This window comes from Pseudomonas sp. TE4620 (assembly GCF_056279045.1).
In genome coordinates, this window is the sequence record NZ_JBWBQO010000001.1 from 2,268,840 (window position 1) to 2,281,856 (window position 13,017).

General features: G+C 64.0%; 14 protein-coding genes. 6 read left to right on the forward strand and 8 right to left on the reverse strand.

All coding sequences use genetic code 11. The features are described from left to right. The first annotated feature begins 99 nt into the window (after nt 1–99). Nucleotides 100–621, forward strand: coding sequence for a GNAT family N-acetyltransferase (locus tag ACZ9A3_RS10675; RefSeq protein ID WP_093382802.1), 522 nt, complete (start codon nt 100–102; stop codon nt 619–621). On the opposite strand, the gene ACZ9A3_RS10680 is transcribed toward ACZ9A3_RS10675, so the two are convergent. Then, nucleotides 606–1,577: a DNA-binding protein gene (locus ACZ9A3_RS10680; protein ID WP_093382799.1), complete on the reverse strand. Its 972-nt coding sequence runs from the start codon at nt 1,575–1,577 to the stop codon at nt 606–608. The two genes, ACZ9A3_RS10675 and ACZ9A3_RS10680, sit on opposite strands and share 16 nt — an antisense overlap. A gap of 178 nt (nt 1,578–1,755) precedes the next feature. Between ACZ9A3_RS10680 and ACZ9A3_RS10685 the strand changes: the two genes are divergently transcribed. Beyond that, the gene (locus ACZ9A3_RS10685; protein ID WP_045202008.1) at nt 1,756–2,712 is read left to right on the forward strand and encodes a site-specific integrase; all 957 of its coding nucleotides are present in this window, start codon (nt 1,756–1,758) and stop codon (nt 2,710–2,712) included. Here ACZ9A3_RS10685 and ACZ9A3_RS10690 read toward each other — a convergent pair. Continuing rightward, complete coding sequence (locus ACZ9A3_RS10690) at nt 2,703–3,176, reverse strand: GNAT family N-acetyltransferase (protein ID WP_093382793.1); 474 nt, start codon at nt 3,174–3,176, stop codon at nt 2,703–2,705. The genes ACZ9A3_RS10685 and ACZ9A3_RS10690 overlap by 10 nt on opposite strands. Nucleotides 3,177–3,214: 38 nt before the next feature. Further along, nucleotides 3,215–3,754 (reverse strand): molybdenum cofactor biosynthesis protein B, encoded by a 540-nt coding sequence (gene moaB / locus ACZ9A3_RS10695; RefSeq protein ID WP_093387543.1) that lies wholly within the window; start codon nt 3,752–3,754, stop codon nt 3,215–3,217. Nucleotides 3,755–3,966: 212 nt separating this feature from the next. On the opposite strand from moaB, the gene ACZ9A3_RS10700 reads away from it, so the two are divergent. Next, nucleotides 3,967–4,866: a LysR family transcriptional regulator gene (locus ACZ9A3_RS10700; protein WP_476252557.1), complete on the forward strand. Its 900-nt coding sequence runs from the start codon at nt 3,967–3,969 to the stop codon at nt 4,864–4,866. A gap of 3 nt (nt 4,867–4,869) precedes the next feature. Here ACZ9A3_RS10700 and ACZ9A3_RS10705 read toward each other — a convergent pair whose 3' ends face one another. The 3 genes from ACZ9A3_RS10705 to ptrR form a co-directional block, all read right to left on the reverse strand. After that, the gene (locus tag ACZ9A3_RS10705) at nt 4,870–5,823 is read right to left on the reverse strand and encodes a Dyp-type peroxidase (protein ID WP_093382787.1); all 954 of its coding nucleotides are present in this window, start codon (nt 5,821–5,823) and stop codon (nt 4,870–4,872) included. Between the two features lie 49 nt (nt 5,824–5,872). Next, on the reverse strand, nt 5,873–6,322 hold the full coding sequence (locus ACZ9A3_RS10710; protein WP_093382783.1) for a YMGG-like glycine zipper-containing protein: 450 nt from the start codon (nt 6,320–6,322) through the stop codon (nt 5,873–5,875). Nucleotides 6,323–6,405: 83 nt separating this feature from the next. Further along, nucleotides 6,406–7,293: a putrescine utilization regulator PtrR gene (gene ptrR / locus ACZ9A3_RS10715; protein WP_476253325.1), complete on the reverse strand. Its 888-nt coding sequence runs from the start codon at nt 7,291–7,293 to the stop codon at nt 6,406–6,408. A gap of 103 nt (nt 7,294–7,396) precedes the next feature. On the opposite strand from ptrR, the gene ACZ9A3_RS10720 reads away from it, so the two are divergent. Continuing rightward, nucleotides 7,397–8,788 carry an aldehyde dehydrogenase family protein gene (locus ACZ9A3_RS10720; protein WP_476252558.1) on the forward strand — a complete coding sequence of 464 codons (1,392 nt, stop codon included), beginning with the start codon at nt 7,397–7,399 and terminating at the stop codon, nt 8,786–8,788. 12 nt (nt 8,789–8,800) lie between these two features. Here the strand turns inward: ACZ9A3_RS10720 and pdxR are convergent, their stop codons facing one another. Further along, a complete protein-coding gene (gene pdxR, locus ACZ9A3_RS10725; RefSeq protein WP_093382773.1) occupies nt 8,801–10,192 on the reverse strand; it encodes a MocR-like pyridoxine biosynthesis transcription factor PdxR in 1,392 nt (463 codons plus the stop codon). Nucleotides 10,193–10,279: 87 nt separating this feature from the next. Here pdxR and ACZ9A3_RS10730 point away from each other — a divergent pair, with 87 nt between their 5' ends. Both ACZ9A3_RS10730 and ACZ9A3_RS10735 read left to right on the forward strand, forming a co-directional pair. Further along, nucleotides 10,280–10,741 carry a GNAT family N-acetyltransferase gene (locus ACZ9A3_RS10730; RefSeq protein WP_045202028.1) on the forward strand — a complete coding sequence of 154 codons (462 nt, stop codon included), beginning with the start codon at nt 10,280–10,282 and terminating at the stop codon, nt 10,739–10,741. Next, nucleotides 10,734–11,357 (forward strand): FMN-dependent NADH-azoreductase, encoded by a 624-nt coding sequence (locus ACZ9A3_RS10735; RefSeq protein WP_093382769.1) that lies wholly within the window; start codon nt 10,734–10,736, stop codon nt 11,355–11,357. The genes ACZ9A3_RS10730 and ACZ9A3_RS10735 overlap by 8 nt, the downstream gene beginning before the upstream one ends. A gap of 34 nt (nt 11,358–11,391) precedes the next feature. Here ACZ9A3_RS10735 and ACZ9A3_RS10740 read toward each other — a convergent pair whose 3' ends face one another. After that, the gene (locus tag ACZ9A3_RS10740; protein WP_093382765.1) at nt 11,392–12,954 is read right to left on the reverse strand and encodes an arylsulfatase; all 1,563 of its coding nucleotides are present in this window, start codon (nt 12,952–12,954) and stop codon (nt 11,392–11,394) included. Nucleotides 12,955–13,017 lie beyond the last annotated feature (63 nt).

The window sequence follows — 13,017 nt, forward strand, 5'->3', positions numbered from 1 at the left end:
ACGTTTTTGGCGTTAGTCCAAAAGGCTTGCAGCGCCCTTGCAGTTGCGAAAAAAACGGCGATTGACGACACTGCAAAGCCACCTTCAATAGCCTTCGCCATGTCAGTTACCCTGCGCCTTGCCCGCGTCGAAGACGCGCAACTGCTACCCGCCGTCGAACGTTCTGCCGCCCGGGTTTTTGCCGATCAGCCAGGTCTTGAGTGGATTGCCACGGGGCCGGTGATGAGCAGCGACGAGCACCGCCAGTTCATCGACCAGGGCCATGAGTGGGTGCTGGCCGACGCCGACGACGTGCCGCAGGGGTTCCTCTGCGCGCAACCCGCAGGCCGCGACCTGTTCATTCATGAACTCTCGGTTGCGCAATCTGCGCAAGGTCAGGGCCATGGCCGCCGGTTGATCGGCGCCGCCGCTGACTGGGCCCGCGAACACGGCTTCGAAGCCCTGAGCCTGACCACCTTTGCCTGCGTTCCCTGGAACGCGCCCTTCTATGCCCGCCTGGGCTTCGAGACACTCGCTGAACAGCAACTGAGCCAGGCTTTGCGCCAACAGTTGAACCGCGAACAACTGCAGGGACTGATCGGCCGCTGCGCCATGCGCATGAAACTTCAGCCGTTGTCCTGAGGCTGTTCGCGGGCACGCTCGGCCTGGCGCAACTGTGCTTCCTGCTTGCCGATCAGCTGCAGCTGGCGGCGCAATTCCGACACCCGTTCGGCCAGGCTCAAGGCCAGGTCCTGGTTCTGCTTCTCCAGCTCATCGCGTGAACCGCTGAGCTGCGCAAGCTTGACCTCCAGGCCGTGAATTTTCGCCTGCTGGCGATCGCCCTGGGTCTTGAGGCCGCGCTGGGCTTCCTTGAGGGTGCGAACCTGCACCAGCAGGCCTTCGTTGTCGCGGTTAAGGCGGGTCAGTTCGTCTTGCTTGACGATCAGGCTCTGCTGCAACTGGCGCACTTCCACCTGCAGCAACTGTACCTGCGCCTCGTGCCGGCGTTGATCCTGGTCGCGCTGTTCGCGGCTGGCGTTGCGGTAATGCTCAAGGGCATCGCGGGCGTGCTGGTGCTTGTCTTCCAGCGAGCGGACCTGCTCGTCCTTGTCGGCCAGGCGCAGGTTCAGTTCGCCCACCGCCTGGTTGAGGGTGGCGTTGCGGGTCTGCTCGCTTTGCAAGCTGGTGCGGGCGGTGGCCAGGGCCTCTGACTCGCTGGCCAGCGCCGCCGCCTGGATTTCATATTGCTGTTGCAAGGCGGCCTGCGCCTGCTGGCTGATCTGCACCTGCGCCAGCAGGGTCTGGCGCTCTTGTTCAAAGGCACTACGGGCAAGGTCGATACGCGCCTCAGCCTCCTCCTGCAGCTGCGCGGCCAGTTGCTCGACCACTGCCGCCAGCGCATCGCTGAGGTTTGCCGTGCTGGCGGGTGCCGCCGGTTGCAGGCTTTCCAGCTCTTTGAGGTAACGATGAATGGTGGTTTTCGAGCCGGTATTCCCCAGCTCGATACGTACGGCATCGATACTCGGATGCTCGCCCCGGGCCAGCAGCGCCTGCCGCGCCTTGTGCACTAACGCCTTGTTGATACCGCCACGGGCCATGTCAGCTCCTACTATTTCGTACTGTGATACGTACCATGTATTTACATACTATCCTATTGATCTTCCTCACGCTCAATCAATCAAGTGCTGAGATAAAATAATCACGGCTTATCGCATGTGAGGCGCTAGAATGGCAGGTAAATGTGCCCAGAGCGGTACGCCTGGCGGGAACGAGGCAATGAACACGATCGAGCGCTACCTGCAGGCCGCAGTGCGCGATAACACCCGGCGCAGTTACCAGGCTGCGGTCGAGCACTTCGAAGTGAGCTGGGGAGGCTTTCTGCCGGCCACCGCCGACAGCATCGCCCGCTACCTGGCCGAGCATGCGCACAGCCACTCGATCAGCACCCTCAAGCAGCGCCTGGCAGCGCTAGGGCAATGGCATGTCAGCCAGGGCTTTCCCGACCCGACCAAGGCACCGATGGTGCGCCAGTTGCTCAAGGGCATCCGCACCCTGCACCCGGCCGAACCAAAACAGGCGGCACCGCTGTTGATCCAGCACCTGCAAACTGCCGTTGGCGTACTTGAGCAAGAAGCCGCTCAGGCCCGCGCCGGGCACGATTTGCCGGCACTGTTGCGCGCCAGCCGCGACAAGGCCTTGCTGTTGATCGGGTTCTGGCGCGGATTTCGCGGCGATGAACTGGCGCGCCTGCAGGTCGAGCATATCCAGGCCCAGGCGGGTATCGGCCTGTCGATCTACCTGCCGCGCAGCAAGGGCGACCGCCAGGCGCTGGGCGTGCGCCATCGGGCGCCGGCACTCAAAGTGTTGTGCCCGGTCCAGGCTTACCTGCAATGGCTTGAAGTGGCAGGCATTGCCCGCGGCCCGGTGTTTCGCAAACTCGACCGCTGGGGCAACCTCGGCGAACAGCCGCTCAACAGCAACAGCCTGATCGGCTTGTTGCGGCGCATCCTCGAACGCGCAGGCGTACCGGCAGCGTTATATACCGGGCACTCGCTGCGCCGCGGCTTTGCCACCTGGGCCACCAGCAATGGCTGGGAGCTCAAGGCGTTGATGAGCCATGTCGGCTGGAAAGACGCCAAGTCGGCGCTGCGCTATATCGATGCGTCGGTGTCGTTTGGCGAGCTGGCGCTGCTCGACGGCAGCGCCCCGGGGCAATTGACGGATCAGTCCTGAAGCGGGCGCTGCATCTTGACGATCTCGATCACCACGCGGCTGTTGCCGCGACTGAAGGTGCCGTTGCCGATCGGCACAAAGCCGTTGGCTTGATAAAAGCCCTGAGCGTTGCGCGTGGCTTCCAGGTAAACGCTGCTGGCCTTCGTCGCGCGGATGCGCTCGATCGCCAGGTTCAGCAGCCGCCCACCGATGCCCTGCCCGGCACCCGCACCGCAGACAAACAGCTTGCTGAGTTCAAAGCCGTCGATCTCGACGAAGCCGAGAATGCTCCCGGCTTGCGCGACCCACAGGTTGCCCTGCTCGATGGCCGGCAGATAAGTCGCCGGTGAGCGGCCATCGAGCCACATGTGAATCTGCTCGACGCTGTAATGCTCGCCACACTGAGACTCGACCGAGTCCTTGTGCACGTTGAAAATGGCCTGCGCATCGGCGGCCCTGGCCTGGCGAAGTACAATCGCGCTCATCTACCCGCTCCCTGCTTTTATGTGGACTGCCTGGCGTATCAGTTACGCGTCTTGCACAGTGTGCCAGGCTTGAGGTGGGCAACGAAGTTGCACGGGCGATGGCGAGCATCCAGTTGCTCGGCGAGGATACCTTCCCAGGCAGTGCGGCAGGCGCCGGTAGAGCCCGGCAGGCAGCAAACCAGGGTGCCATTGGCAAGGCCGGCCAGGGCACGGGTCTGCACGGTGGAAGTGCCGATATCGAGGATCGACAAGGCGCGGAACAACTCGCCAAAGCCATCGATGTGCTTGTCGAACAGGCAGGCCACCGCTTCGGGGGTGCTGTCGCGCCCGGTAAAGCCGGTGCCGCCGGTGATCAGCACCACCTGCACGTCGTCCTCGGCAATCCAGCCGGCGACCTGGGCGCGAATCTTGTACAGGTCATCCTTGAGCAGCACCCGCTCGACCAGGCGGTGGCCCATCTCCACCGCGCGGCTGGCCAGCAGCTCGCCGGAGGTGTCGGTGTCGAAGCTGCGGGTGTCGCTGACAGTCAGCACGGCGATGTTCAGCGGCACGAACACCGCGTCCAGTTTGATACTCATGCACAGCCCCTTGGCAGCAGTCAGGAAGTTGCGGCCAACGCTAGAGGCAAACACCATTAGCGTCCAATCGATAGATCCGACCGGCTTATCGAGGTGGTCTATCGTCTATTGATCAAGCGCCTCTATCAGCCGGTCACTAATGCCCATTGGACGGCCCGGGGGCATTGCTTTACCGTTTTGCCACCCGCCCTACTGACTTGCCAGGCTGCGCCATGGATATCAAACAACTGAAGTTTCTGCTCGCCCTGGACCAGACCCGCCACTTCGGCCAGGCCGCCGCGCTGTGCCATATCACCCAGCCGACCCTGTCGATGCGCCTGCGTAACCTTGAGGACGAACTGAACCTGGTGCTGGTAACCCGTGGCCAGCGTTTCGAAGGCTTTACCGAGGCCGGCGAGCGCATCCTGGCCTGGGCTCGCACCCTGCTGGCCGCCTATGACGGCCTGCAGGCTGAAGCCGCCAGTTGCCGCGGGCAGATCGTCGGCAGCCTGCGCCTGGGCATGGTGCCGCTGTCGAGCTTCAACCCCATGCAGTTTCTCCAGCCCCTGGCCCAGCGCTATCCGGAGCTGCAGTTCCAGCTGTCGTCCTTGAGCTCCGAACAGATCACCGATGGCCTGAGCCGTAACCAGCTGGACCTGGGTATCTGCTACCTGGACCAGATCAACAGCGCCTATTTCGAAGTGATCGAACTGGGCACCACGCGCATGGGCCTGCTGTATGACGTGCGCCATTTTCAGTTCGAGCAGGCTGATCTGCCCTGGGAAGCGGTCAGCGCCGTGCCGCTGGGGCTGTTGAGCAAGGGCATGCACTATCGCCAGTCGGTCGATCTGAGCTTTCGCAGCCGCGGCCTGCAGCCCCATGCGGTGCTCGAAAGCGACTCCAGCTACCAGTTGATCCAGGCCGTTTGCGCCGGGATGTGTTGCGCGATCATGCCGCTCGATTACGGCCTCGAAGGCCTCAGCGAGCACCTGCGTATCGTGCCGATCAGTGCTGCCAGCGTGCATGCACCGATCGGCTTGCTGCTGCGGCGTACCGAGCCGCGTTCGGCCATCGCCGAGAAGTGTTTTGCCGAAGTTCGATCACTGCTCGACAGTGAATTGAAACCGGCATGAGCACTAGCCCGGGGTGCGCTCGGCCAGGTCTTCGAGCAGCTCGGCCGACGGCACGAAGAACAGGCCGCCGGTGACCGCGTTGCTGAAGTCCAGCAAGCGGTCGTAATTGCCTGCCGGGCGACCGACGAACATGTTCTCGAGCATCTGCTCGATCGGCGCCGGCGAGCGCGCATAACCAATGAAGTAAGTGCCGAACTCACCGGCGCCGGGGCGGCCGAACGGCATGTTGTCGCGCAGGATCTTCAGCTCTTCGCCGTTCGCGTCGGTGATGGTGGTCAGTGCGCTGTGGGAGTTGCTGGGTTTGGCTTCGTCACCCAGCTCGATGTCCGACAGCTTGGTGCGGCCGATCACCCGCTCCTGCGCCTCGACCGGCAGCGCGTTCCAGGCGCTCATGTTGTGCAGGTACTTTTGCACCAGCACGTAGCTGCCGCCGCTGAAGCCCGGGTCTTCGTCGCCGACCAGGGTGAATTTGGGCACCTGGCGGCCGACCGGGTTCTCGGTACCATCGACGAAGCCGATGATGCTGCGCATGTCGAAGTACCGAAAACCCTGCACTTCGTCCACCACCTTGACTGCATCGCCCAGGGCCGTGATCAGTTGGGTGGCCAGTTCGAAGCACAGGTCCATCTGCTCGGCGCGGATGTGCAAGAGGATATCGCCGGGGGTTGCCGGCGCGCGGCGCCCTTCGACGCCAAACTCGCGGAACGGGTGCAAGGCCTGTGGCCGTGGCCCGCCGAACAGCTGATCCCAGGCATTGGAGGCAAAGCCGCAGACGCACGACAGGTTGCCGGCCGGCACGCGCTTGCCGACCGAGCGGGTCAGGCCGGCGATATCGGCGCACCACTCACGCACGGTTTGCAGTGCCTCACTGCCTGGGGCCAGGGTGGCGACCATGAAAATCGCGCTGCTGGTGATCGGACTGCCCACCGCCTGGGGTTCGGGAATATCGTTGTTCATGGCTGCCTGCACACGGGTCAAAGCCTGCAGCCTAGCAGATCGGCAGCGGCTATGGCGTGACCTGGTAACCCTTGTTCTGCAGGCAACTGGTATAGGCCGAAGCGCTGGTCGCCTCATTGCTGCGTCGGTCCTGCCGACGCTCCTGGCGCTGGCGGGCACCACCGACAACCGCGCCGGCAGCGGCGGTTTCACCGGCACGGTTCTGCCGGTATTGCTGTTTGACGTCATCATCGACACGGTCGTAGACCTCATCATGCTGGCGTCCCCGTACCTCGGCGCCCGCGGCGCCGGCGGCCGCACCCACGGCAGCTCCGCGCACCCGCCCACCGACATGGGCATCGCTGCTGGCGGAACTCGCGGCGACGTTATGGCAATCGTTGATATCGACCTGCACCTGCTGGGCGCTCTGGCCCTTGAGCGGCACCACGGTTTCGGCCCAGCCCTGCGCACATACAGTCGATAACGCCAAGCACAGGCCAATGGAGGACAACCTGTTCATGATGGACTCCGGGATCGGACAGTAGCAACAGTGTAGCTGGCCAGTAGACGCTGGCTTGCCAGCGATGAGGCCAGCACATCAGGTCACACCGGTTCCTCGACCTTGAGTACCTCGCCGCGCTCTTCCAGCAGTTGCACGAAGGTCCTCAAGCTGCGCGATACCGTGCCGCGCCGCCACACCAGCCAGGTGCGCAGGTAGCGAAAGCGCTGGGACAGCGGCCAGAAACTGACCGTGCTGCAGCCGGGCATGCTTTCGAGCATGCTGCGCGGCATCAGCGCCAGGCCGGCGCCGGCGCTGACGCAGGCAAGCATGCCGTGGTACGACTCCATCTCAATGATCTTGCCCGGCACCGCCTGGTCCTGGGCAAACCAGTTCTCGAAGTGATGACGGTATGAGCAGTTGGCGCGAAAGGCGTAGATGGTCATGCCGTTGACCTCGCCAGCGCGGGTGATCGGCGTGTGGTTGAGCGGTGCGATCAGCACCATCTCTTCGACGAACACCGGCACCCCCTCGAGCGCCGGGTGCAACACCGGGCCGTCGACGAAGGCGGCGCTCAGGCGCCCGGCCAGCACGCCGTCGATCATCGCCCCGGACGGCCCGGTGGTGAGGTCCAGTTCGACCTTGGCATAGGCCTGGTTGTAAGCCGCCAGCAGCGTCGGAATGCGCACCGCGGCGGTGCTTTCCAGCGAGCCGAGGGCGAAGGCGCCTTGCGGCTCGTCACCCGCCACGGTCAGCCGCGCCTCGGCCACCAGGTCGAGAATACGCCGGGCATAGTCGAGAAAGTTCCAGCCCGCCGGCGACAGGCGCAAACGGCTTTTTTCGCGGATGAACAGCTCGGCACCCAGCTCCTGCTCCAGCTGCTTGATCCGCGTGGTCAGGTTCGACGGCACCCGATGGATGTGCTGGGCCGCGGCACTGATGCTGCCCTGCTCGGCCACCGCCTTGAACATCTCCAGTTGCACCAGATCCATAGTCATTCTCTATGCGTGAATGTTTTGCTCAGTATTATTCAGTTTAAGGCAAAGACACAACGCAGTAGTCTGAAACCGTTCCCCTCCCCTCAGGACCGCCGTGATGACCGCGATCAACTTCCACACCCACGCCTTGTCGATCAACCCCGCCAATGGCGAGCAGATCGGCCACTATGCCTACGAAAGCGACGCTGTCCTCGATGCTGCCCTGAGCCGCGCCGCCCAGGGCTATGCTGCCTGGCGCCGCACGCCGGTAGCGGAACGCACCGCATTGCTGCTGGCCCTGGCCGGCGCCCTGCGCAACAACGCCGAGGCCATGGCGCGGATGATCACCGACGAAATGGGCAAGCCGGTGGCCCAGGCCAGGGGTGAAATCGAGAAATGCGCGCAGCTCTGCGAATGGTACGCGGCCAACGGCCCGGCCATGCTCGAGGCTGAAGCGGCCCCGGTGCCCGTCGGCAAGGCGCGCATCGAATACCGTCCACTCGGCCCGCTGCTGGCAGTGATGCCGTGGAACTTCCCGATCTGGCAGGTGCTGCGCGGCGCGGTGCCGGCGTTGCTGGCCGGCAATACCTATGTACTCAAGCACGCGCCGAACGTGATGGGCAGCGCCTACCTGCTGCTCGAAGCGTTCCAGCGCGCAGGTTTCCCCGAGGGCGTGTTCGAGGTGATCAACGTCACCCCAGAGGGCGTGTCCAAGGCCATCGCCGACCCGCGCATTGCCGCCGTGACCCTGACTGGCAGCGTACGCGCCGGTACCGCCATCGGCGCCCAGGCCGGCGCCGCGCTGAAAAAGTGCGTGCTGGAGCTGGGCGGCTCGGACCCGTTCATTGTCCTCAACGATGCCGACCTTGATGAAGCGGTCAAAGCCGCCGTCATCGGCCGTTACCAGAACACCGGCCAGGTCTGCGCCGCAGCCAAGCGCCTGATCGTCGAGCAAGGCGTGGTCGAGGCCTTCACCCGCAAATTCGTCGAGGCCACCCAGGCGCTGGTCATGGGCGATCCGCATGCCAGCGAGACCTACATCGGCCCGATGGCCCGCTTCGACCTGCGCGATGAGCTCGACCAGCAAGTCCAGGCAACCCTGGCCGAGGGCGCGACCCTGCTGCTTGGCGGTGGCAAGGTGCAAGGCAACGGCAACTACTACCAGCCCACCGTGCTGGCCGACGTCACCGACCAGATGACTTCGTTCAAGCAGGAGTTGTTCGGCCCGGTGGCCTCGATCATCACCGCCCGCGATGCCCGCCATGCCCTGCAACTGGCCAACGACAGCGAATTCGGCCTGGCCTCGACTATCTACACTGCCAATGCTGCGTTGGCCGAGCAACTGGCCGATGAGCTGGACACCGGCGGCGTGTTCATCAACGGCTACTGCGCCAGCGACCCGCGGGTGACCTTCGGCGGCGTGAAGAAGAGCGGCTTTGGCCGTGAGTTGTCGCACTTCGGCGTACGCGAGTTCTGCAATGCGCAGACTGTGTGGGTGGACCGCAACTGACAGCCGCCACGGCTAAAGGCCCATCGCCAGGCGTAACTGCCTGGCCAGCGCAACGGCTTGTTCGCGGCTGGTGACATTGGTAAAGCCGATCAACAACCCGCGCCGTTGCCCGGGTTGTCGGTACCAGCCTGAAAGCGGCTCGATCGCCAGGCCAAGCACCCGCGCGCGGCGGGCAATCGCACAATCGTCGAAGCCGCCGCGCACATCTGCCACCAGGTGCATGCCGCCTGCCTGATTGTCCAGTTGCAGATACTCACCGAGTTCGGCCTGCAAGGCCTCGACCAGTTGCTGGCGCCGCTGGGCATAGAGGCTGCGCATCTTGCGCAAGTGCCGGGCAAAATGGCCTTCTTCGATAAATGCGCTCACCGTCGCTTGCAACAACTGCGGGCAGTGGTTGTGCATATCCCGGGCCACGCTGGCGAAGCGCTCTACCTGGGCCTGAGGAACCACCAGATAGGCCAGGCGTATGCCCGGCGCCAGTACTTTGCTGAAGGTCGCGCAGTACAGCACCCGCCCCTCGCTGTCGAGGCTCTTGAGTGCCGGCACCGGCCGGCCGCGGTAACGGTACTCGCTGTCGTAGTCGTCCTCGATGATCCAGCTGCCCTGGCTACTGGCCCAGTCCAGCAGGCGCTGGCGCCGCGGCAGCGACAGCGTGACGCCAAGAGGGCTCTGGTGATGGGGCGTGACCAGGGCAAAGCGCGCATCAGCAGCCCGAGCGATAGCGGCGTCGACATCAAGGCCGTCGCCATCCACCGGCACCGGCACCAACTGCACCCGGGCGTGCTCAAGAAAACGCCTGGCCTGGAAGTAACCCGGGTCTTCGAACCAGCAGCGGTCACCGTCCTCCAGCAGGCTGGAGCAGATCAGGTCGAGACAGGCACGGTAGCCTGCGCAGATGAAAACCTGTTGCGCAGTACAGCTGATGCCCCGCGACACCGCCAGGTAACCCGCCAATGCATGGCGCAGGGCAAGCTGCCCTTGAGGGTCCGGGTACGCCAGGCCCTCCACCCCGCTTTGGCGCAAGGTACGCCCCACCAGGCGCGTCCACAGCTTGCGCGGAAAGGCGTCCAGCGCCGGCAAGCCGATCTGCAAGGGCATTGGCAAATACGTTTGCGGCTCCGGGGCCAGCGCTGGCCCCGGCACATCGACATCTACTGCCCTGGTACTGAGCGACGGGGCGACCACCGTGCCTGCCGGGCCCCTGGATTGCACATAGCCTTCACCGCCGAGCATCTGGTAAGCCGCCTCGACCGTGCCGCGCGCCAGGTTGAGTTCCGCCGCCAGGGCCCGCACCGAAGGCAGGCGCTCACCCGGCTGCAAGCGCCCGGTACTGATGGCGTCGCGAAAACGCAAGTAGATCTGTCGATAGAGGGGCGTCATCGTCGGTGGGCTGGAGGCTGGCATGTCCTAGTCATTTGTGCATTTTTTGGACCTATAAGGTAGTCCGTTGCCGCCGTAAAGTAACGGCTCAAATTGATCTGGGAGAAACCCGTGGGCGAACAGGCAACCATCCGCTACCTGCAAGAAGGCACCGAGCAACGCGACGCCTTCGAGCTAATGCGCGAACTTCGGCCGCACCTGGTGGATGCCGACGCGTTCGCGCAGCAAGTCAGGCGCCAGGCGCTGCAGGGCTACCGCTTGCTCGGGGCTTTCTACGGCAAGCAACTGCTGGGGCTGGCAGGGGTAAGGAGCAGCGAAAACCTGCTCTATGGACGCTTTACCTACGTCGACGACCTGGTGGTGTCCCCGGCCATGCGCGGCCTGCGGGTCGGCGCCGCATTGCTCGATGCCGCACGCGCCGATGGCCTGCGCAACGGCCATGCCTACCTGGTGCTCGATACCGGGCTGCATATGCCATTGGCCCAGCGCTTCTATTACCGCGAAGGACTTTTGGCCAAAGGCATGCATTTTGTTCAGGCACTGCCCGCCGCCGAGGCACAGCGCCATGGATAACCTGCTCCTGGTCAATGCCAGCATGCGCGGCAGCGCCTCGATCGGCTTGCGCCTGGCCGACGAAATGGTCGCTTGCATCCGCCACCAGTACCCACACCTCAAGGTGACCCTGCGGGACCTGGCGGCCACGCCACTGGCGCCGTTGAGTGCCGGCTACGCGACAGCGCTGACCGGCTTTGTACCGCCGCACGACCCGGTATTTGCAAGCTCCGAGGCACTGATCAGCGAGCTCGAAGGCTGTGACCTGCTGCTGATTGCCACGCCCATGCACAACTTCACCGTGCCGGCAGCGCTCAAGCTCTGGATCGACCATGTGCTGCGCATCCACCGCACCTTCATTGCCGGCCCTGAAGGCAAGGTCGGCCTGCTCAAAGACCGGCCGGTGTACCTGATCGTCAGTTCAGGCGGCTACCACCGCGGGGCACGGGCCCGCCAGCCGGACTTTCTCAGCGCTTACCTGCGCCACGTGCTCGGCACGTTGGGCCTGCAGAATGTGCACTTCGTCTACCTCGAAGGCATGGCCGTCAGTGATCAGGCGCGGCTTGCCAGCGTCACTCAAGCCAGGCTCGAACTCGCCCGGCAGCGCTGGTTTGGCGAATTGACCCTGGCCGACTGAGTGCGACAGTACGCCCCGCTCACAAGGTGCGGCGTTACTTCATCTTCGCTTCGATTTCCTTGTCGACCTCTTCGCGAATCTGATCGATGCTGAAACTCGCCGGGCGCTGGCTGGGCGGGTACTCGACGAAGGTCTTGAGGAATGCCGCAGCCTTGCGCGTGCCCTGGAACACCAGGTAGTCGTTCTTGGTCAGCCAGTCGTAATACTGGTCAGAGACCACGTCGGCGCGCTCATAGGGGTCCATGCGCAGGTTGAACAGCTTCGGCACCCGCAGGCAGGTGAAGGGCTCGCTCCACACCGTCAGCCCGCCCGGGGCGCGCTGCTCGCAAAACACCAGCTTCCAGTCGCCGAAGCGCATCGACACCAGTTCACCGTCGTCGTTGAAGTAGTAGAACTCGTCGCGCGCGCTTTTCGCCGCCTTGCCGGTCAGGTAGTCGAGCTGGTTGAAGCCATCCAGGTGCACCTTGAAGTTCTTGCCACCGACATCGGCGCCCTTGAGCAGGCGGTCCTTGATACCGCTGTCGCCGGCTGCCGCGAGCAAGGTCGGGAACCAGTCCAGGCCCGAGAACATCTGCCGCGAGACCTTGCCGGCCTCGACCTTGCCCGGCCAGCGGATCATCGCCGGCACCCGGTAGGCGCCTTCCCAGTTGGAGTTTTTCTCGTTACGGAACGGCGTGGTCGCCGCATCCGGCCAGGACCACTGGTTGGGGCCGTTGTCGGTGGTGTAGATGACGATGGTGTTATCGGTGATCTTCAGGTCATCCAGCGATTTGAGCAGCTTGCCGACATCGCCGTCGTGCTCGAGCATGCCGTCTGCGTAGTCATTGCCGGGCATGCCGCTCTGGCCCTTCATGGCGTCACGCACGTGGGTGAAGGCGTGCATGCGGGTGGTGTTCATCCAGACGAAAAATGGCTTGTCGGCCTTGGCCTGTTTCTCGATGAAGCTGATGGCCGCCTGGGTGGTTTCATCGTCGATGGTTTCCATACGCTTGCTGGTCAGCGCCCCAGTGTCCTCGATCTTGCCGTCGGCGCTGGCCTTGATCACCCCGCGAGGCGAAGCAGCCTTGAGGAACTCCTGGTCATCCTTGGGCCAGTACGGGCGCTCGGGCTCTTCTTCGGCGTTGAGATGATAAAGGTTGCCGAAGAACTCGTCGAAACCGTGGTTGGTCGGCAGGTATTCGTCGCGGTCGCCCAGGTGGTTCTTGCCGAACTGGCCGGTGGCGTAGCCCTGGGCCTTGAGCGCCTGAGCTATGGTTACATCGCGGGCCTGCAGGCCCACCGCCACCCCCGGCATGCCGACTTTGGACAAACCGGTGCGCAGCGGCGACTGGCCGGTAATGAATGATGAGCGGCCGGCGGTGCAGCTGTTTTCGGCATAGTAGTCGGTGAAGATCATGCCCTCCTTGGCGATGCGGTCGATGTTCGGCGTCTCATAGCCGACCACACCCATGGCGTAGGCGCTGATGTTGGTCTGGCCGATATCGTCGCCGAAGATTACCAGGATGTTCGGTTTGTCTGCGGCAGCGGCAGCCGCCGCGCCGAAGGTCGCCGACGCGGCAAGCGCCAGCGTCGATAGCCACTTGTTGTTGCGCTTCATAAGGCCTTGCTCCGTCTCACGTTACCGGCGTTTGCCACGCCACGTGCACGAGATGCCGACTGC

Excerpts from the sequence above, each read along its gene's own strand:
- ACZ9A3_RS10675 (WP_093382802.1), top strand. The coding sequence starts at position 100 with ATGTCAGTTACCCTGCGCCTTGCCCGCGTCGAAGACGCGCAACTGCTA.
- ACZ9A3_RS10680 (WP_093382799.1), bottom strand. The coding sequence starts at position 1,577 with ATGGCCCGTGGCGGTATCAACAAGGCGTTAGTGCACAAGGCGCGGCAG.
- ACZ9A3_RS10685 (WP_045202008.1), top strand. The coding sequence starts at position 1,756 with ATGAACACGATCGAGCGCTACCTGCAGGCCGCAGTGCGCGATAACACC.
- ACZ9A3_RS10690 (WP_093382793.1), bottom strand. The coding sequence starts at position 3,176 with ATGAGCGCGATTGTACTTCGCCAGGCCAGGGCCGCCGATGCGCAGGCC.
- moaB (WP_093387543.1), bottom strand. The coding sequence starts at position 3,754 with ATGAGTATCAAACTGGACGCGGTGTTCGTGCCGCTGAACATCGCCGTG.
- ACZ9A3_RS10700 (WP_476252557.1), top strand. The coding sequence starts at position 3,967 with ATGGATATCAAACAACTGAAGTTTCTGCTCGCCCTGGACCAGACCCGC.
- ACZ9A3_RS10705 (WP_093382787.1), bottom strand. The coding sequence starts at position 5,823 with ATGAACAACGATATTCCCGAACCCCAGGCGGTGGGCAGTCCGATCACC.
- ACZ9A3_RS10710 (WP_093382783.1), bottom strand. The coding sequence starts at position 6,322 with ATGAACAGGTTGTCCTCCATTGGCCTGTGCTTGGCGTTATCGACTGTA.
- ptrR (WP_476253325.1), bottom strand. The coding sequence starts at position 7,293 with ATGGATCTGGTGCAACTGGAGATGTTCAAGGCGGTGGCCGAGCAGGGC.
- ACZ9A3_RS10720 (WP_476252558.1), top strand. The coding sequence starts at position 7,397 with ATGACCGCGATCAACTTCCACACCCACGCCTTGTCGATCAACCCCGCC.
- pdxR (WP_093382773.1), bottom strand. The coding sequence starts at position 10,192 with ATGCCAGCCTCCAGCCCACCGACGATGACGCCCCTCTATCGACAGATC.
- ACZ9A3_RS10735 (WP_093382769.1), top strand. The coding sequence starts at position 10,734 with ATGGATAACCTGCTCCTGGTCAATGCCAGCATGCGCGGCAGCGCCTCG.
- ACZ9A3_RS10740 (WP_093382765.1), bottom strand. The coding sequence starts at position 12,954 with ATGAAGCGCAACAACAAGTGGCTATCGACGCTGGCGCTTGCCGCGTCG.